This is a genomic window from Agromyces sp. NPDC057679, from assembly GCF_042799635.1.
In the GTDB taxonomy this organism is placed as follows: Bacteria; Actinomycetota; Actinomycetes; order Actinomycetales; family Microbacteriaceae; genus Agromyces.
The window spans coordinates 159,408-177,567 of record NZ_JBHVIK010000002.1; the positions used below are offsets into that span (position 1 = coordinate 159,408).

General features: G+C 72.2%; 18 protein-coding genes. 13 read left to right on the top strand and 5 right to left on the bottom strand.

Annotated features, from left to right (window positions below):
* Positions 1 to 247: 247 nt before the first annotated feature.
* The 4 genes from ACFVAJ_RS07635 to ACFVAJ_RS07650 all read left to right on the top strand — a co-directional run bounded on the left by ACFVAJ_RS07635 (position 248) and on the right by ACFVAJ_RS07650 (position 4,265).
* The gene (locus ACFVAJ_RS07635) at positions 248 to 1,861 is read left to right on the top strand and encodes a Re/Si-specific NAD(P)(+) transhydrogenase subunit alpha (protein WP_376942758.1); all 1,614 of its coding nucleotides are present in this window, start codon (positions 248 to 250) and stop codon (positions 1,859 to 1,861) included.
* A complete protein-coding gene (gene pntB, locus ACFVAJ_RS07640; protein ID WP_376942760.1) occupies positions 1,854 to 3,275 on the top strand; it encodes a Re/Si-specific NAD(P)(+) transhydrogenase subunit beta in 1,422 nt (473 codons plus the stop codon). The genes ACFVAJ_RS07635 and pntB overlap by 8 nt, the downstream gene beginning before the upstream one ends.
* Before the next feature lie 103 nt (positions 3,276 to 3,378).
* Positions 3,379 to 3,972, top strand: a complete 594-nt coding sequence (locus ACFVAJ_RS07645; RefSeq protein WP_376942762.1) for an HdeD family acid-resistance protein — start codon at positions 3,379 to 3,381, stop codon at positions 3,970 to 3,972.
* A complete protein-coding gene (locus ACFVAJ_RS07650) occupies positions 3,969 to 4,265 on the top strand; it encodes a hypothetical protein (RefSeq protein ID WP_376942764.1) in 297 nt (98 codons plus the stop codon). The genes ACFVAJ_RS07645 and ACFVAJ_RS07650 overlap by 4 nt, the downstream gene beginning before the upstream one ends.
* A gap of 12 nt (positions 4,266 to 4,277) precedes the next feature.
* Here the strand turns inward: ACFVAJ_RS07650 and ACFVAJ_RS07655 are convergent, their stop codons facing one another.
* The 3 genes from ACFVAJ_RS07655 to ACFVAJ_RS07665 all read right to left on the bottom strand — a co-directional run bounded on the left by ACFVAJ_RS07655 (position 4,278) and on the right by ACFVAJ_RS07665 (position 7,204).
* Positions 4,278 to 5,183 (bottom strand): hypothetical protein, encoded by a 906-nt coding sequence (locus ACFVAJ_RS07655; RefSeq protein WP_376942766.1) that lies wholly within the window; start codon positions 5,181 to 5,183, stop codon positions 4,278 to 4,280.
* A 114-nt stretch (positions 5,184 to 5,297) separates the two neighbouring features.
* Positions 5,298 to 6,680, bottom strand: a complete 1,383-nt coding sequence (gene purB, locus ACFVAJ_RS07660) for an adenylosuccinate lyase (RefSeq protein ID WP_376942768.1) — start codon at positions 6,678 to 6,680, stop codon at positions 5,298 to 5,300.
* On the bottom strand, positions 6,677 to 7,204 hold the full coding sequence (locus ACFVAJ_RS07665) for a low molecular weight protein-tyrosine-phosphatase (protein WP_376942770.1): 528 nt from the start codon (positions 7,202 to 7,204) through the stop codon (positions 6,677 to 6,679). The genes purB and ACFVAJ_RS07665 overlap by 4 nt, the downstream gene beginning before the upstream one ends.
* A gap of 68 nt (positions 7,205 to 7,272) precedes the next feature.
* Here ACFVAJ_RS07665 and ACFVAJ_RS07670 point away from each other — a divergent pair, with 68 nt between their 5' ends.
* From ACFVAJ_RS07670 to ACFVAJ_RS07680, 3 genes are all read left to right on the top strand, one after another.
* Positions 7,273 to 8,187, top strand: coding sequence for an aminoglycoside phosphotransferase family protein (locus ACFVAJ_RS07670; protein ID WP_376942772.1), 915 nt, complete (start codon positions 7,273 to 7,275; stop codon positions 8,185 to 8,187).
* 104 nt (positions 8,188 to 8,291) lie between these two features.
* Positions 8,292 to 8,711 carry a hypothetical protein gene (locus ACFVAJ_RS07675; RefSeq protein ID WP_376942774.1) on the top strand — a complete coding sequence of 140 codons (420 nt, stop codon included), beginning with the start codon at positions 8,292 to 8,294 and terminating at the stop codon, positions 8,709 to 8,711.
* On the top strand, positions 8,708 to 10,282 hold the full coding sequence (locus ACFVAJ_RS07680; protein WP_376942776.1) for a hypothetical protein: 1,575 nt from the start codon (positions 8,708 to 8,710) through the stop codon (positions 10,280 to 10,282). The genes ACFVAJ_RS07675 and ACFVAJ_RS07680 overlap by 4 nt, the downstream gene beginning before the upstream one ends.
* Here the strand turns inward: ACFVAJ_RS07680 and ACFVAJ_RS07685 are convergent.
* A complete protein-coding gene (locus tag ACFVAJ_RS07685) occupies positions 10,248 to 10,631 on the bottom strand; it encodes a phage holin family protein (protein WP_376942778.1) in 384 nt (127 codons plus the stop codon). The genes ACFVAJ_RS07680 and ACFVAJ_RS07685 overlap by 35 nt on opposite strands.
* 52 nt (positions 10,632 to 10,683) lie before the next feature.
* On the opposite strand from ACFVAJ_RS07685, the gene ACFVAJ_RS07690 reads away from it, so the two are divergent.
* The 4 genes from ACFVAJ_RS07690 to ACFVAJ_RS07705 all read left to right on the top strand — a co-directional run bounded on the left by ACFVAJ_RS07690 (position 10,684) and on the right by ACFVAJ_RS07705 (position 15,510).
* Positions 10,684 to 11,793 (top strand): histidinol-phosphate transaminase, encoded by a 1,110-nt coding sequence (locus tag ACFVAJ_RS07690; RefSeq protein ID WP_376942780.1) that lies wholly within the window; start codon positions 10,684 to 10,686, stop codon positions 11,791 to 11,793.
* A 16-nt stretch (positions 11,794 to 11,809) separates the two neighbouring features.
* On the top strand, positions 11,810 to 12,943 hold the full coding sequence (locus tag ACFVAJ_RS07695; RefSeq protein ID WP_376942782.1) for a thiamine pyrophosphate-dependent dehydrogenase E1 component subunit alpha: 1,134 nt from the start codon (positions 11,810 to 11,812) through the stop codon (positions 12,941 to 12,943).
* A 116-nt stretch (positions 12,944 to 13,059) separates the two neighbouring features.
* The gene (locus ACFVAJ_RS07700; RefSeq protein WP_376944600.1) at positions 13,060 to 14,019 is read left to right on the top strand and encodes an alpha-ketoacid dehydrogenase subunit beta; all 960 of its coding nucleotides are present in this window, start codon (positions 13,060 to 13,062) and stop codon (positions 14,017 to 14,019) included.
* 57 nt (positions 14,020 to 14,076) lie between these two features.
* On the top strand, positions 14,077 to 15,510 hold the full coding sequence (locus ACFVAJ_RS07705; protein ID WP_376942784.1) for a dihydrolipoamide acetyltransferase family protein: 1,434 nt from the start codon (positions 14,077 to 14,079) through the stop codon (positions 15,508 to 15,510).
* A gap of 30 nt (positions 15,511 to 15,540) precedes the next feature.
* Here the strand turns inward: ACFVAJ_RS07705 and ACFVAJ_RS07710 are convergent, their stop codons facing one another.
* Positions 15,541 to 16,029 (bottom strand): GNAT family N-acetyltransferase, encoded by a 489-nt coding sequence (locus ACFVAJ_RS07710; RefSeq protein WP_376942786.1) that lies wholly within the window; start codon positions 16,027 to 16,029, stop codon positions 15,541 to 15,543.
* A 163-nt stretch (positions 16,030 to 16,192) separates the two neighbouring features.
* On the opposite strand from ACFVAJ_RS07710, the gene ACFVAJ_RS07715 reads away from it, so the two are divergent.
* Together ACFVAJ_RS07715 and ACFVAJ_RS07720 are read left to right on the top strand one after the other, a co-directional pair.
* Complete coding sequence (locus ACFVAJ_RS07715; protein WP_376942788.1) at positions 16,193 to 17,320, top strand: metal ABC transporter substrate-binding protein; 1,128 nt, start codon at positions 16,193 to 16,195, stop codon at positions 17,318 to 17,320.
* A gap of 5 nt (positions 17,321 to 17,325) precedes the next feature.
* Positions 17,326 to 18,111, top strand: coding sequence for a metal ABC transporter ATP-binding protein (locus ACFVAJ_RS07720; protein WP_376942790.1), 786 nt, complete (start codon positions 17,326 to 17,328; stop codon positions 18,109 to 18,111).
* Positions 18,112 to 18,160 lie beyond the last annotated feature (49 nt).

The window sequence follows — 18,160 nt, forward strand, 5'->3', positions numbered from 1 at the left end:
CGGATGCCCCGCATCGCCGCCGCGGCGAAGTTCCGCGCGGCGAAAGATCCGCGATTCCTTCGCGGCGATTCGGCGAGATATTCGTGCCGACGTTCGCCGGAGCGCTCTACGCTGAGGCCAGCACCACCCCGATGTGGTGCCGACATGCAGCACCGTCGCCGCAGCGGCTCAGCCGGCACCGCGATGACGGTGCTGCACGCTGGTCCGCGCACCCGACGCGGACGCTTCGATGAAGAAGGAGAGCCGCATGACGCGCATCGGTGTCGTCACCGAGCAGCCGCCCGAGACCAGGGTCGCTGCGACCCCCGCGACGGTGAAGCAGTTGATCGCCCTGGGGTACGAGGTCGTCGTCGAGGCCGGTGCCGGCCATGCGTCGGCGTTCGCCGACGACGCGTACCGCGAGGCGGGGGCGACGATCGTCGAGGGCGCCGAGGCGCTCGCGAGCGGACTCGTGCTGAAGGTGAACGCCCCCACCGAGGCCGAGATCGCCGGGCTCGAGCCCGGGGCGACGATCGTCGGCCTGCTCGCCCCGGCGTTCAAGCCCGAACTGCTCGAGGCGCTCGCCGCGCGCGGCGTCACGGCCCTCGCGATGGACGCGGTGCCCCGCATCTCGCGGGCGCAGTCGATGGACGTGCTGAGCTCGATGACGAACATCGCGGGCTACCGCGCGGTCGTCGAGGCGGCGCACTCGTTCGGCCGCTTCTTCACCGGGCAGGTCACGGCCGCGGGCAAGGTGCCGCCCGCGAAGGTGCTCGTCGCGGGCGCCGGCGTCGCCGGGCTCGCCGCCATCGGCGCGGCCTCGAGCCTCGGCGCCATCGTGCGCGCGACCGACCCGCGCCCCGAGGTCGCCGACCAGGTGAAGTCGATCGGCGGCGAGTACCTCAAGGTCGAGGTGGAGGTCGAGCAGTCGACCGACGGCTACGCGAAGGCGACGAGCGAGGCCTACGACCGGCGCGCCGCCGAGATCTACTCGGAGCAGGCCGCCGACGTCGACATCATCATCACGACCGCGCTGATCCCCGGGCGCGCGGCGCCGAAGCTCATCACCGCGGCCGACGTCGCGAGCATGAAGTCGGGCAGCGTCATCGTCGACATGGCCGCGGGCATGGGCGGCAACGTCGAGGGCTCGGTCGCGGGCGAGAAGGTCGTCACGCCGAACGGCGTCACCATCCTCGGGTACACCGACCTCGCCTCGCGCCTGCCCACGCAGGCCTCGCAGCTCTACGGCACGAACGTCGTGAACCTCGTGAAGCTCCTCACGCCCGGCAAGGACGGCGAGGTCGTGCTCGACTTCGACGACATCGTGCAGCGCTCGGTGACCGTCACCCGCGACGGCGCGGTCACCTGGCCCCCGCCGCCGGTGCAGGTCTCCGCCGCGCCCGCGGCCGCGGCACCCGCTGCGAACACCGCGCAGGATGCCGCGCCCGCCCCCGAGCCGAAGCGGCCCATGTCGCCCGTGAAGAAGGTCGTGCTCGTCGCCGCGGGCATCGCGGCCCTCTTCGCGGTGAACGCGATCGCGCCGCCGCCGTTGCCGCAGCACTTCACGGTGCTGGTGCTCGCGGTCGTCGTCGGCTTCTACGTGATCGGCAAGGTAGCGCACGCGCTGCACACGCCGCTCATGAGCGTGACCAACGCGATCTCGGGCATCATCGTGGTCGGCGCGATGGTGCAGATCACGAGCGACGTGCTCGTCGTGCAGATCCTCGCAGCGATCGCCGTGCTGCTGGCCAGCATCAACATCTTCGGCGGCTTCGCCGTGACCCGACGCATGCTCGCGATGTTCTCGGCGGGCGCCGCCCCGAGGGGCGCCACGTCGAGCGCCGCCGCGACCGACGCCAAGACTGGAGCCGACCGTGCCTGAGACCACGACCCTGCTGACCCCGGCGTCGATCGCCGGAGCCGCCTACATCGTCGCGGCCCTGCTGTTCATCATGAGCCTCGCGGGGCTCAGCAAGCACGAAACCGCCAAGGCCGGTGTCAGCTACGGCATCGCCGGAATGGTGATCGCGCTCGTCGCGACCGTCTACGCCACCTTCGCCGGCGCCTGGGGTGAGCCGCACGTCACGACGGGGCTGATCCTGCTCGTCGTCGCCGTGCTCATCGGCGGTGCGATCGGCCTCTGGCGGGCCCGGATCGTCGCCATGACCGGCATGCCCGAGCTCATCGCGCTGCTGCACAGCTTCGTCGGCCTGGCCGCCGTGCTCGTCGGCTGGAACGGCGCGCTCGAGGAAACCGGCATGACCGGTGCGCTCCTCGACATCCACCACGCCGAGGTCTTCATCGGCGTCTTCATCGGCGCCGTCACCTTCACCGGCTCGATCGTCGCGTTCCTCAAGCTCTCGGCGCGCATGAAGTCGGCACCGCTGATGCTGCCGGGCAAGAACGCCCTCAACCTCGGCGCCCTCATCGCGTTCGTCGTCCTCACCGTCTGGTACGTCATCACCCCAGAGCTCTGGCTGCTCGTCGTCGTCACGGCGCTCGCCCTGGCGCTCGGCTGGCACCTGGTGGCCTCCATCGGCGGCGGCGACATGCCGGTCGTCATCTCGATGCTGAACAGCTACTCGGGCTGGGCGGCCGCGGCCGCGGGCTTCCTGCTGAACAACGACCTGCTCATCGTCACCGGTGCGCTCGTCGGCTCCTCGGGTGCGTACCTCTCGTACATCATGTGCAAGGCGATGAACCGCTCGTTCATCTCGGTGATCGCGGGCGGCTTCGGCATCGCCGCGCCCACCTCGTCGGGCGAGGTCGAGGGCGAATCGCGCGAGATCACGGTCGAGGATGCCGCGGAGCTGCTGCGCGACGCCTCGTCGGTCATCATCACTCCCGGCTACGGCATGGCGGTGGCGCAGGCGCAGTACCCGGTCGCCGAGCTCACGAGCCGCCTGCGCGAGCGAGGGGTGCAGGTGCGATTCGGCATCCACCCCGTCGCCGGCCGCCTGCCCGGGCATATGAACGTGCTGCTCGCCGAGGCGAAGGTGCCGTACGACATCGTCGAGGAGATGGACGAGATCAACGACGACTTCCCCGAGACGACCGTCGTGCTCGTGATCGGCGCGAACGACACCGTGAACCCCGCCGCCGCCGAGGACCCGGGCAGCCCCATCGCCGGCATGCCGGTGCTGAAGGTGTGGGAGGCGAAGAACGTCGTCGTCTTCAAGCGATCGATGGCCTCCGGCTACGCCGGTGTCGCGAACCCGCTGTTCACCCGCGACAACGCGCAGATGCTCTTCGGCGACGCGAAGCAGCGCGTGGAGGACCTGCTGCGGGTGCTGTGAGTCCCTGAGCGGATGCCTCGTGCGCGGCCCGCACGCGGCATCCGCTCAGTTCGGTCCCGCGTAGGATGGATCGGTAACCCCCTCCGACGTGAAAGAGGTCGCCGTGGCCACCGCCCGCGATGCATCCCCGGAGCGCCCGCAGTACTGGGTCGTCCCGGTCGTCCGCGGACTCCTCGCGGTCGTCCCCGCCGTGGTCATCACCTTCTCGCCGAACCACTCGCCCGAGCTCGGGCTGCTTGTGTTCGGCATCTGGGCGGTCGTCTCCGGCCTCGTCGTCGGGGCGCTGAGCCTGCGCCTGCTGGTCGGTCGCGGCATCCGCTCGCTCTTCGCGATCAACGCCGTCGTCACCGTCGTCGCCGGCCTCCTCGCGCTCTCGGTGCCGGGCGGGCTGCCGTTCCTGCTCTACCTCGTGAGCGTCTGGGCGGCCGTCACCGGTTTCGTCGAGCTCTACGCCGGTCTCCGCTCGCGCGGCCGCACCTCGGCGGCCCGCGACTGGATCGCCGTCGGCGCCTTCACCGCGATCCTCGCGGTGGTGTTCCTCCTCCTCCCGCCCGACGCCGTCACCGCGGTCGGCCTGCTCGGCGGCTATCTCGTGATCCTCGGGGTGTTCCTCGTGATCGGCGGCCTCTCCTTGAAGTGGGCCGCGAACCAGACCGCCGACGGCCCTGCCGCGGCAGGAGCGGAGCAGCAGTCGTGACCCAGTCCCCCGGTGAGTACCAGCCGAGCCGGCAGGACAGGCTCCGCCCGGCCGAGTACGTCGGCGGCGCCGCGATCGCCGCGATCTTCGTCGGCGTGATCTGCCTCGTCGCGACGCGCGACTGGACGATCACCCTCATCGGCGCCGGCGGCGTGTTCATCATCGTGCTCGTCGCGCTCGCGCTCCTGCAGATGGCGATCAAGCCGAACGCCGACGAGCGCGCCGAGCTCGGCGAGGGCGACGGCGAGACCGGCCCGGGCGAGCCGCCCGCACCGCAGGGGCCCGCGCACTGAGCGGAGGCCGCGTCAGCCACCCGCGCGCACGAGGCGCCCGAGTTCGGCGCCCTCGCGATCGAGCAGCACCAGCTCCTCGTCGTCGAAGGCGGCACGGCGGGCGCCCGCGACCCATCCGGGGGCCGGCGCCCCGTCGCATCCGATGAGCGTCGAGGCGCCGGAGATCACGAGCAGTTCGCCGTCGCCGTCGACCGCCCAGCGTCCGCTCTGACCGTTGCAGCCGTCCGACCCGGTCCACTCGCCGGCGGCGAGGAAGACGACGTGCGGGTCGGATGCGTACGATGCTCCGGCGGGCTCCCACCGGCCGAGCAGATCGTCGGCGCCGGCCGCAGCGAGCGTGTCGGGGAGGGGCGCCGCATCGGCGAAGAACGCGCGCACCGCGTCGTCGATCACCGGAGGTTCGGCGAAGAAGTCCGCCACCGTGTCGATCGGGTCGGGAGCGCCGTCGATCGCGAGCGAGGCGACGGGCTCGCCCTCGGCGTCGAGCAGCTGCCACCCGTCGTCGGCGGCCCGGTAGGAGGTCGTCTCGTCGAGCCAGGCGATCGTCGGGAACCCGCCGTTCGCGCAGTCGTCGCTCGCGCTCATGGTCTGCGCGAGGAAGGTCCGCTCCCCCGCGAGCCACCCGCCGCCGATCATGCCGCAGTCGCGCCAGAGCGAGAATTCCGGCGCGTCGAGGCGCAGCCACGTGTCGGGGCCCTCGCCCGCGGCGTCCGAGACGCGCCACATGCCGATGAGTCCGATCGGGTCGGACGTGGCGGCCGTCGACGTGGGCGCCGTCGCGGCGGTCGTCGGGGCTTGCGCCGCGCCGGCGGTCGCGCAGCCGGCGGTGAGGCATGTTGCGACGGTGGCCAGCACGAACGCCGCGAAGCGGCCGCGACGAGGTGAACCGGACGCGGCCCGCTGTGCAGTGCTGGACATGCTCGGCTCCTTCGCGCTCACCCGGTCTGTGTGCCGGAACGTGCCCATCTTGCACGAACGGCAGGCCCCGCACCGAGCGAGGCCCGCCGGAGCCCGGCCTGAGCCGGTGCCGGCCTACGGCAGCCGGTCGACGAGCTCGTCGGCGATGCCGACGTACGACGCCGGGGTGAGCGCGAGCAGGCGCGCCTTCGCCTCGTCGCCGATCTCGAGGCCCTCGACGAATGCGGCGAGATCCTCGGCGCCCACGCGCTTGCCGCGGGTGAGCTCCTTGAGCAGCGCGTACGGGTCGGCGATCGTCGAGCGGCCCGCGACGACCTCGGCGCGGATCACCGTCTGGATCGCCTCGCCGAGCACCTCCCAGTTGCCGTCGAGGTCGGCGAGCAGCAGCGCGCGGTCGAGGTCGATCTCGCCGAGGCCGCGCTGGATGTTGTCGAGCGCGAGCATCGAGTGGCCGAAGCCGACGCCGATGTTGCGCTGCGCCGACGAGTCGGTGAGGTCGCGCTGCAGGCGGCTCGTCACGAGCGTCGCGGCGAGCGAGTCGAGCACGGCGCTCGAGAGCTCGAGGTTCGCCTCGGCGTTCTCGAAGCGGATCGGGTTGACCTTGTGCGGCATCGTCGACGAACCCGTCGCGCCGGCCGCGGGGATCTGCCGGAAGTAGCCCAGCGAGATGTAGGTCCAGATGTCGGTCGCGAGGTTGTGCAGCACGCGGTTCGCGTGCGAGATCTTGCCGTAGAGCTCGGCCTGCCAGTCGTGCGACTCGATCTGCGTGGTGAGCGGGTTCCAGGTGAGGCCGAGCGACTCGACGAACTCCTGCGACACGGCCGGCCACGAGACATCCGGCGCGGCGACGACGTGCGCGGAGAAGGTGCCCGTCGCGCCCGAGAACTTGCCGAGGTACTCGGTCGCCTCGACCTGCGCCGCGATGCGGCCGAGCCGGTGCACGAAGACCGCGAGCTCCTTGCCCATGGTCGAGGGGGTCGCCGGCTGCCCGTGCGTGCGGCTGAGCATCGAGGCATCCCGGTGCTCGATCGCGAGCGCCTGCAGCGTCGCGATGACCGCGCGGTACTTCGGCAGCCAGACCTGCTGCACGGCGTCGCGCACGGTGACCGCATACGAGAGGTTGTTGATGTCCTCGGAGGTGCAGGCGAAGTGGGTGAGCTCGGCGATCGCGTCGAGGCCGAGGTCGGAGAGGCGGCGGCGCACGTAGTACTCGACGGCCTTCACGTCGTGACGGGTGGTCGCCTCGAGGGTCGCGAGCTCGTCGATGTCGGCCTGGCCGAAGTCGGCGACGACCTGGCGCAGGCTCGCCTTCTGGTGCTCGGAGAGCGCGGCGGCGCCGAAGAAGCCGCGGTCGGTCTGGGCGATGAGCCACTCGACCTCGACGTGCACGCGCGCCCGGTTGAGGCCCGCCTCGGAGAGGTGCTCGCCGAGCTCGCCGACCGCCGAACGGTACCGGCCGTCGAGGGGGCTGAGCGGCTGGGGAGGCAGCGAAGTCATCGGATTCCTTGTCTGAGAGCGGGTGCGAGTTGGCGGAAGAGCGCCTGGGTCGACCGTTCAATCATCTCAAGGACTCGATCGAACATTCCCGCATCGGAGTAATAGGGGTCGGGCACGTCCTGCAGGTTCGCGAGTTCGGGCTCGAATTCGAGGAGCAGGCGCACCTTGTGCTGCTCGGCCGAACCGGTCGCCCAGTTGCGCAGGATCCGGGCCTGACCGCGGTCGAATGCGACGACGAGGTCGAGCTCGGGGAAGTCGCCGGCGTCGAACTGCCGGGCGCGGTGGTGGGTGCCGTCGTAGCCGGCCCTCGCGAGCGCCTCGACCGTGCGCTGGTCGGCGGGTTCGCCGACGTGCCAGTCGCCCGTCGCAGCCGATTCGATCGCGAGCGCGCCGCCGAGGCCCGCCTGCTCGGCGAGGGAGCGCAGCACCACCTCCGCCATCGGAGACCGGCAGATGTTGCCGGTGCACACGAACGAGACTCGGAAGGGCTGCGCGGCGTCCCCCGCGGGTTCCGCTCGCGTCATGGCATCCATTGTGGAGGAGAATGCCTCTTTCAGGAACGGGTTGCGCCCCGAAAGCGAGAGGCGATGAGATGACGGATGCTCCTGCGCCCGAGCTGCACGTCGACGCCGAGCTCGTCGCGCGGCTGATCGAGACGCAGCACCCCGAGTTCGCCGGGCCCCTGGAGTTCGTCGCGAACGGCTGGGACAACGCGATGTACCGCCTCGAGGCCGGGGGCGCCGTGTACGGCGTGCGCCTGCCGCGACGGCGGATCGCCTCGCCGCTCGTCGAGCACGAACAGCGCTGGCTGCCCGCGCTCGCCGTGCGGCTGCCCGTCGCGGTGCCGGCGCCGATCCGGGCAGGGCGCCCGGCGCCCGAGCTCGGCTACGACGCACCGTGGAGCATCGTGCCCTGGTTCGACGGAGTGAACGCAGCGGGCCGCTCCCCCGCTGAACGCGCCCAACTCGGCCCGGTTCTCGCCGCCTTCGTCGACGCCCTGCACACGCCGGCCCCCGCGGACGCGCCGCACAACCCCTACCGCGGCGTCCCGCTCGCCGCTCGCGACGCCTCGGTGCGCGAGCGATTCGCCCGCGGGAGCCTCGACGGCGTGCTCGGCGCCCGCACCGCACGCCTCCACGAGGTCTGGGAGGACGCGCTCGCCGCGCCGGTCTGGACGGGCGCGCCGACGTGGCTGCACGGCGACCTGCATCCGGGCAACCTCGTGCTCGAGGCATCCGGCGCCCTCGCAGCCGTGATCGACTTCGGCGACCTCACCGCCGGCGACCCAGCGACCGACCTCGCGACGGCGTGGCTGACCTTCGACGCCGCGGGCCGGGCCGCCTTCGTGCGCGAACTCGAACGGCGCAGGCCCGTCGATGCCGCGACCTGGCGCCGCGCCCGTGGGTGGGCCGTCGTCTGGGGCAGCGCGGTCGTCGATGCGCTCGACGGCTCGGGCCCGATCGCACGACTCGGCCGCAACGCGCTCGAGCAGGTGCTCGTCGACTGACGTCGGCTCGCCGATCGCTCCTCCACAAGGAGCGTCCGGCCTCGCTGCGTACGGCTCGCTCATGCTCCGGCGGCGAACGCCGTCGCGGTCGGCAATCTGGCCGAATGGATGCCTCGGACGCCCTGATCGCCGCCCTCACGGGCCGCACCGCCACCGTGCAGCGCATCGAGTCCGCCGTCGCTGTGCGCACGCGCCTCGTCGCACTGCGCACCGACCTCGGACAGGCCGCGGCGATGCTGCCGCCCGACGGCGGGCGGTGGCGCTCCGAGGCGGCCGATCGCTACGCCGAGCGACTGCACGAGCTGCGAGCGCGGGTGCTCGGCGGCGTCGACCGACTCGATGCCGCCGCCGCCGACCTCGACGAGCGCATCCGCCGTATGGAGGCGGAGCTCGCCGCGTACGAGCAGGCCGAGCGCGACGCGGAGGCGCAGGCTCGGGCCGCTCGTGCGGCGGCGCTTGCCGAAGAGGCACGGCTCGCGCGCCGCGCGGAGGAGCGTTCCGACGGGGTGGAGGCCCGGCCGTGAGCGACGCCATCACGATCTCGGGCGGCGGCTCGACCGTCGTCGCGACCGACGAGCTCTTCACCGACGCCGCACGCCTCGGCGGCGCCGCGACCGCCGTCGCCGCGGCCCGGGCGCAGGCCGGGGTGCTCGCGGCCGAACTCGACGCGATCGGGGCCGACCTGGGCGGCGGCTGGGCCGAGCCGCGGCCGGCAGCGCTGCTGCACGAACTCGAGGGCGAGCTGCGCCGATGCGAGGCCGACGGCGAAGAACTCCGCTCCGCGCTCGTCGCGAGCGCCGAACGATACGGGTGGACGGAGCGCGCCGTCGACGGACTCTGGCAGTTCGGCGGGGGTGTCGTCGCGCATCTGCTGGGCTCGGCGCTCACGACGCCGGCCGGGCTGCTCTTCGCGGGCGGCATCGCGCTGACGGCGGGTCTCGACTCGGCCGCGGCGAACGCGTGGGGCGGCACGCCGCTGCGCGACTGGCTCGCCGCGAACCAGGAGCTGCTCTCCGATCCCAACTTCGTCCGGGCCGTCCGGGCAGCGGTCGACTCGGCCGACGAGTTCGCCGTCGGTGCCGTGCAACTGCCCGGCGGCAGCGGGCTGGCCGCGGCCTTCGGCGACTTCGTGAACGCACCCGAGAGCGCGTCGATACTCCTGGGCGTCGCGGCGCTCATCGGGTCGAGGGCGCTGGTCGACGGGCCGGTCTCGGTGCGCCGGGCCGAGGGCGGTGACCGTGCGGGCGACGGCCGCGCGCCGGCCGGGCACCCGAGCGCCGGCACCGAGCGCAGCGTGCAGGCGCCGCACGGCTTCGCCGAGCTCGCCTCGCGCATCCCCGGCGGCGAGGGGCCTCAGATCCGCATCGAACGGTACGGCGAAGCCGGAGATCCGCGATGGGTGGTCTACGTCAGCGGCACGGTCGATCCCGCGCTCGTCGCGGGCGAGCAGCCCTTCGACATGGTCTCGAACCTCCACGGCATCGCCGACGACTCGCCGCTCGATGCGCTCCGCGGCGCCGGGGCCGAGTCGGGAGCGGGCGAGCGGGCCGTCCGCGCGGCGATGGCGGCCGCCGGAATGGCGCCGGGCGACCCCGTGTACTTCGCGGGTCATTCGGGCGGCGGCATCATCGTGCACGAGCTCGCGAGCGACCCGGGGATCAACGCGATCGGCGGGATGAATCTCGGCGGCCCGGGCGACTCGGCCCCGACGCGCGACGGGGTGCCGGTGCTCGACGTCGCCCACGACGAGGACCTCGTTCCGGCGGTCGGCGGGTCGGGTGCGCCGTCCCCCGAGCGCACGACCGTCACGCGCAGCGTGCTCGGCGACGGGCACCGCTTCGAGGGCGCGCTGCCGGCCCACTCGCTCGAGGCCTACCGCGGCACGGCGGCGCTCATCGACGCCTCGGAGGCGCCGCAGCTCGTCGAGCTCCGCGAGCTGCTCGCCTTCACGGGCGGCGGTACCGGCGCGGTCAGCGAGTGGATCGCCGAGCGCGACCCGGCGGGTACGCCCGAGCCGTCGCCCGAGCCGACGCTGGGGCGGGCGGGCGGAGCCGGGTCGCTCAGTCGCTCGACGGACGCACCACGAGGCCGATGAGCCAGCTGATCAGCCCGAGCACGAGCGCGCCGAGCACGCCCCACCAGAAGCTCTCGACGACGAGGCCGAAGCCCATGAGGCCGCTGATCCAGTCGACGAGCAGCAGCAGGAGGCCGTTGACGATGAACGAGATGAGGCCGAGCGTGAGGACGTAGATCGGGAAGGCGACGATCCGGATGAAGGTGCCGACGATGGCGTTCACCAGGCCGAAGATGGCGGCGACGAGCAGGTACGTGAGCACGGTCGCGAGCTCGGTGTCGTCGTACGGCACCACGCTGACACCCGAGACGATGAGCGTCGTCAGCCAGAGTGCGAGGGCGACGACGATGACCTTGAGGATGAACCGCATGCCTCCACTCTGTCAGACGGGGCAACGGAGGCGAAGGGGTACGGTGGATCGCGTGAACGCACCGGAACCGCGAGGGGCAGGCGTTCGCCTGCGCCCCGAGATCGCCGCACTCCCGCCGTATCGCCAGGGCCGCCCCGCCCCCGCCGACGGGTTCAAGCTCTCGAGCAACGAGAACCCGTTCGATCCGCTGCCGTCCGTCGTCGAGGCGGTCGCCGACGCGGCCTCGACGATCAATCGCTACCCCGATGCCACGGCGCTCGCGCTGCGCGAGCGGCTCGCCGGGCGCTACGGGGTCACCGCCGACGAGGTGCTCGTCGGGGCCGGCTCGGTGGCGCTGCTCGCTGCACTCATCCAGGCCGCGGCCGCCCCGGGCGACGAGGTCGTCTACTCGTGGCGCTCGTTCGAGGCCTACCCGGGCCTCGTGACCGTGTCGGGCGCGACGAGCGTGCAGGTGCCGAACCGGGCCGACCACGGGCACGACCTCGACGCGATGGCCGCGGCCGTGACCGACCGCACCCGCGTCGTCATCGTCTGCTCGCCGAACAACCCGACCGGCGTCATCGTCACGGCTGCCGAGTTCGAGGCATTCATGGCGAAGGTCCCCGCCGACCTGCTCGTGCTGCTCGACGAGGCCTACATCGAGTTCGTCCGCGACGACGCATCCGTCGACGGGGCGACCCTGCTCGGCCGGTACCCGAACCTCGTCGTGCTGCGCACCTTCTCGAAGGCCTACGGCCTCGCCGGCCTCAGGGTCGGGTACGCGATCGGCCCCGTGGCGATCCTCGACGCGGCCCGGGCGACGATCACCCCGCTGAGCGTGACGGCGGCCTCGACCGCCGCGGCACTCGCCTCGCTCGAGCCGGCCGCCGAGGCGGAGCTGCTCGAGCGCGTCGGGGTCATCGCCGAACGCCGCGACCGCGTGCGCGCGGCGCTGCTCGCGCAGGGATGGCCCGTCCCGGTCGCGCAGGGAAACTTCATCTGGCTGCCCGCGGGCGAGGCCACGGCCGAGGTCGCCGAGCGGCTCTTCGATGCCGGGCTCGTGACGCGCGCATTCCCGCCCGCGGGCATCCGCGTGTCGATCGGCGAGGAGGAGGCTGTCGATATCCTCCTCCGGATTCTCGGTGAGCTTGTACCGGCTTCACAAGTAGGGCGTCCCGAGTAGCGGGTAGCGTGGAACGGTGGCAGCCCGCGAGAGAGACTTCACCGCGCCGACGGTTCAGCTCCTGACCCCCGAGGGCCAGTTGCGCCCGACCCCCGAAGCCGAGGCGTACCTGCCGCTCGTCGAAGCACTCGACGACGCGACACTGCAGCGCTTCTACCGCGACATGACGGTCTCGCGCCGGCTCGACGTCGCCGGCGCGAACCTGCAGCGGCAGGGGCAGCTGGCGCTCTGGGTGCCGAGCTCCGGCCAGGAGGCCGCGCAGGTCGGCTCCGCCCACGCAGCACGCCCGCAGGACCACCTGTTCCCCTCGTACCGCGAGCACATCGTCGGCATGATCCGCGGCCTCGACCCCGTGCGCATCCTCGCGCTCCTGCGCGGCATCACGCAGGGCGGCTGGAACCCCGAGGAGAACGGCAACTTCCATCTCTACACGCTCGTGCTCGCCTCGCAGACGCTGCACGCCACGGGCTACGCGATGGGCCTGCAGTTCGACGGCGCGACCGCGACGGGCGACCCCGAGACGGATGCCGCGGTGCTCGTCTACTACGGCGACGGCTCGACCTCGCAGGGCGACGCCAACGAGGCGCTCGTCTTCGCCTCGAGCTACGAGACGCCGCAGGTCTTCTTCATCCAGAACAACCAGTGGGCGATCTCGGTGCCGGTCTCGCGGCAGTCGCGCAGCCCGCTCGCGCTGCGCGGCGGCGGCTTCGGCATGCCGGGCGTGCGCATCGACGGCAACGACGTGCTCGCGAGCTACGCCGTCACCCGGCAGTCGCTCGAGGAGGCCCGCGCGGGCCAGGGCCCGAGCCTCATCGAGGCGCTCACCTACCGCATGGGCGCGCACACCACCGCCGACGACCCCACGAAGTACCGCACCGACGACGAGGTCGCCTACTGGGCCGAGCGCGACCCGATCGCCCGCTACCGCACCTGGCTCGAGAGCCGCGGCGCCTCGGCCGCGTTCTTCGACGAGGTCGACCAAGAGGCATCCGACGTCGCCGCCGACGTGCGCCGACGCGCACTCGAGCTGACCGGCCCGAGCCGCGCCGCGATCTTCGAGCACGTGTACAGCGAGCCGCACCCGCTCATGGTCGAGCAGCACGCGTGGCTCGACGAGTTCGAGAACTCGTTCGACGGAGACGCGGCATGACCGGCCGGATCGACGAGGAGGTTCGCGTGACCGACGCACCCGAGGCATCCGCCCCTGCCTCTGTCCCTGCCCACGAGGAGCCCGCCGGCGACGTGCGCGGCGTGCAGACCCTGTCGATGGCGAAGGCCATCACCGCGGGCCTCCGCGACGCCATGCGCGCCGACGAGAAGGTGCTGCTCATGGGCGAGGACATCGGGCCGCTCGGCGGCGTGTTCCGCGTCACCGAGGGGCTCTCGGCCGAGTTCGGCGAGAAGCGGGTGCTCGACACCCCGCTCGCAGAGTCGGGCATCATCGGCACGGCCATCGGCCTCGCGATGCGCGGCTACCGGCCGGTGTGCGAGATCCAGTTCGACGGCTTCATCTTCCCCGCATTCGACCAGATCACGACCCAGCTCGCCCGGCAGACGCTGCGCCACGAGGGCAGGGTCGCGATGCCGATCGTCATCCGCGTGCCGTACGGCGGGCACATCGGCTCGATCGAGCACCACCAGGAGAGCCCCGAGGCGTATTTCGCGCACACCCCGGGCCTGCGGGTGGTCAGCCCGTCGAACCCGCACGACGCGTACTGGATGATCCGCGAGGCGATCGAGTCGCGCGACCCCGTGCTGTTCTTCGAGCCGAAGAGCCGCTACTGGCCGAAGGGGCCGGTCGACCTCGACCACGCCGGGCTGCCGCTGCACGCGAGCCGCGTGGTCCGCCAGGGCACCGACGTCACGGTCGTCGGCCACGGCGCGATGGTGTCGACGCTGCTCCAGGCCGCCGACGTCGCCGCCGAGGAGGGCACGAGCATCGAGGTCGTCGACCTGCGCTCCCTCTCCCCCATCGACTACGGACCGCTGCTCGAGTCGGTGCACCGCACCGGCCGGCTCGTCGTCGCCCAGGAGGCGTACGGCAACGTCTCGGTCGGCTCCGAGATCGCCGCGACCGTCGCCGAGCGGGCGTTCTACTCCCTCGAGGCGCCGGTGCTGCGCGTGTCGGGCTTCGACACCCCGTTCCCGCCCGCCTCGCTCGAGACCGAGTACCTGCCGAGCCCCGACCGGGTGCTCGAAGCCGTGGACCGCGCGCTGGCCTACTGACACGACACGACTCAGACATGTCGCTGATGGCATGACTCGACTGCGAGGGTAAGACAGATGAGCGAGATCCGATTCCCACTTCCCGATGTCGGCGAGGGCCTCACCGAGGCCGAGATCGTGCAGTGGCGTGTCGCGCCCGGCGATCGCATCGCGCTCGACCAGGTCTTCGTCGAGATCGAGACGGCGAAGTCGCTCGTCGAGCTGCCGAGCGCGTTCGAGGGCGTCGTCTCCGAACTGCTCGTCGAAGAGGGCCGGACGGTCGACGTCGGCACCCCCATCCTGGTGATCCAGACGGATGCCGCGGGAGCGGCGCCGGCCGCCGAGCCGAGCGGTGACGGGGCGGGGGCCGCTGCGTCCGCGGTCGCGCCGGCCGCTCCTGCACCCGCACCGACCGCCGCGACCGCGCCCGCCGTCGCCGAGGAGCGCGGTGGAGCCGTGCTCGTCGGACACGGATCCTCGGGCCCCGTGGCGACCCGTCGCCGCAGGCACCCCTCACCCGGCGGCGCGCACGAGAAGCTCGCGGCCCCGCCCGCTCCCCCGGTCGCCGCTCCCCCGGCGCCCGCTGCGGCACCCGTCACGGCCTCCGCAGCCGCCGCCGCGCCCGCCTCTCCGACCCGCGCCGAGTCGCGCGTGCCGGTGATCGCGAAGCCGCCGATCCGCAAGCTCGCGAAAGACCTCGGCGTCGACCTCTCCCGGGTCGCCCCGACGGGTCCGATCGGCGAGGTCACACGCGACGACGTCATCCGCGAGGCGAGCCAGGCGAGCGTCTTCCGCAACATCCAGACGCCCGAGGCGCCGGCCGATCGCGAGACCCGCATCCCGGTGAAGGGCGTGCGCAAGGCGATCGCGAACGCCATGGTGCAGAGCGCATACTCGGCGCCGCATGTGTCGGTGTTCGTCGATGTCGATGCCACCCGCACCATGGAGTACCTGAAGCGGCTCAAGGCCTCGCCCGACTACGCCGGCATCAAGATCTCGCCGCTGCTCATCATGGCGAAGGCGATGCTCTGGGCGGTGCGCCGCAACCCGACCGTCAACGCGCAGTGGACCGACGACGAGATCATCGTCAAGCACTACGTGAACCTCGGCATCGCCGCGGCGACCCCCCGCGGGCTGATCGTGCCGAACGTGAAGAACGCGCAGGACATGTCGATGGTCGAGCTCGCGGCCGCGCTCGAGCAGCTGACGCTCACGGCGCGCGAGGGCAAGACGCAGCCCGCCGAGATGCAGGGCGGCACGATCACGATCACGAACATCGGCGTCTTCGGCATGGACACCGGCACCCCGATCCTCAACCCCGGCGAGGTCGGCATCGTCGCGCTCGGCACGATCAAGCAGAAGCCGTGGGTCGTCGACGGCGAGGTGCGTCCGCGCTTCGTGACGACGATCGGCGGCTCGTTCGACCATCGCGTCGTCGACGGCGACGTCGTCTCGCGCTTCGTCGCCGACGTCGCCTCGATCATCGAGGAGCCGGCGCTGCTGCTCGAGTAGCGCCCGCCTCCCCAGTGCCGCGTCGCCGCGCTAGAGGCGGTACTCGGAGGTGATCGTGTCGGGCGTGCGGCTGGCCTCGACGAAGCCGACGCGCTCGAGCGTGCGACGCGCGGGCAGGTTCGCGACCTCGGCCGAGGCGCGCACGACGCGGGCGAGACCGGTCGACCGTGCGAGCTCGACGGCGGCCAGCACGGTGTGGAACGCGAGCCCCTGGCCGCGCACCGCCGGGACGAGGCCGAAGTCGAACTCGACAGCGCCGTCGGCGTCGGGAGGGCCGAACAGGTTCACTCCCCCGATGGCGGGACCGTCTTCGCCGCGGCGCACCAGGTAGGGCCCGAAGGGCATGGGGTCGCCGTTCAGGCGCACCGCGCGCACGTACTCGGCGAGGAGCTCGGGCTCGTCGGTGAAGGCGTAGGCGCCCTCCCACCCGTCGTGAGGATCGACCGCGCCGGACAGCACGCGCTCGGCGTCGGCGACGGTGAATCGGTGCAGCGTGATCGGGGCCGTCGTCGTATCCACGTACTTCACTCTCGCATGCGCCGCTGACAGGCGCCAAGTGTTGTTCACAGGATGACGTGGAATGCCCGGTGAACTCTTCGGGTTGCGTCGAGTGGCGGCTCGCACAGTCCGCCGGTGTCCAGATGGTTTTGACAATCATTATCAATAAGCGTAGGTTCGAAGCATGGAAACGCGCACCCGGACCTCCAGCCGTCGCCCCGTGACCTTGATCGGGGCGGGCGGCCTGTTGGCGGCGAGCGTCATCGCCCTCGCGGGCTGCGCGAGCCCCGGTGCATCCGCCGGTGGCGACGGGCCGAAGATCGTCGCGACGACGACCCAGGTGGGCGACTTCACCCGCGAGCTGCTCGGCGGCGACGCCGAGCTCACCCAGCTCCTCTCCCCCGGCCAGAGCGCGCACGGCTTCGACCCGTCTGCGGCGCAGCTGCTCGCCCTCACGAACGCCGACGCGCTCGTCGTCAACGGCGGTGGCCTCGAGAGCTGGCTCGACGACGCCATCGAGGCGTCGGGCTTCGACGGCGTGCTCATCGACGCGAGCACCGGCATCGAGCTGTTCGGCACCGACGACCACGCGCACGACCACGACGACGAAGCGGACGCTGCGGAGGATGCGCGCGACCACGACCACGACCACGACGACGACGCCGGCACGGACGCGGCCGACGCCCACGCCGACGACCACGACCACGCCGACGACCACGAGGGCCACGACCACGGCGACGGGAACCCCCACATCTGGACCGACCCCGAGCTCGCCGAGGACATGGTCGAGAACATCGCCGACGGCCTCGCGACGGTCGACGGCCTCGACGCCGCGAACCTCGAGGCGAACGAGACCGCGTACCTCGCGAAGCTCGAGGCGCTCGACGACTGGATCGCCGACAACGTCGAGCAGGTGCCGGCGGCCGAGCGGCTGCTCGTGACGAACCACGACGCCTTCACCTACTTCGTCGACGCCTACGAGGTGACCTTCGTCGGCAGCATCATCCCGAGCTTCGACGACAACGCCGAGCCGAGCGCGGCCGAGATCGACGATCTCGTCGCGAAGATCGAATCGACGGGCGTGGCCGCGGTGTTCTCCGAGGCATCCCTGTCGCCGAAGGCCGCGGAGACGATCGCCGCCGAATCGGGCGTCGCGGTCTACTCGGGGCCCGATGCGCTGTACGGCGACTCGCTGGGCGAGGCCGGCAGCGAGGGCGCGACGTACCTCGGCAGCCAGCTGCACAACGCGCGGCTGATCCTCGAATCGTGGGGCGTCGTGCCTACCGCGCTCCCCGCCGCCCTGCAAGGATGACTCGCATGAGCGACTCCCCCGTACTCCGCCTCGCCGGTGCGGCCTTCACGCACCCGGGCGGATCGGGCGTCTCGGGGCTCGAGCTCGAGATCGCGCCCGGTGAGGCGGTCGCGCTCATCGGCCCGAACGGCGCCGGCAAGTCGACGCTCTTGAAGGGCGTGCTCGGGCTCGTGCCGCGCACGGCCGGACAGATCGACGTCGGCGGCGTGCAACTCGGTGCGGGCCGGGCATCGCATGCCGCGAGCGGCATGGTTGCGTTCCTCCCCCAGTCGGCCGACCTCGACCCCGACTTCCCGATCAGCCTCGAGCAGGTCGTCATGCAGGGCCGCTATCGCGGCCTCGGCCTGTTCCGGTGGCCGGGCCGCGGTGACCGGGCGGCCGTCGCGCGGGCCCTCGAGACGGTCGGCCTGGGCGATCTCGCGAAGCGCCAGTTCGGCGAGCTCTCGGGCGGACAGCGCCAGCGCGGGCTGCTCGCCCGCGCCCTCGCCTCCGACCCCGCGCTCCTGCTGCTCGACGAGCCGTTCAACGGCCTCGACCAGCCCAACCGCGACGCGCTCGTCGACACCCTGCGCGAGCTGAAGGCCCGCGGCGTCGCCGTGCTGGTCTCGACGCACGACCTCGAGCTCGCGAGACTCGTCTGCGACGCGGTCGTGCTCGTCAACGGCACGCAGCTCGCGTTCGGACCGGTCGACGAGGTGCTCACCCTCGGCAACGTGCAGGAGTGCTTCGAGGGCGTCGAGGTCGAGATCGACGAGCACACCCTCGTCGTTCCCGGGCACGAGGGCCACTGAATGCCGAACGACGCATATAGTCGTCGCCGATCGCGGGGGAGGGGCCGAG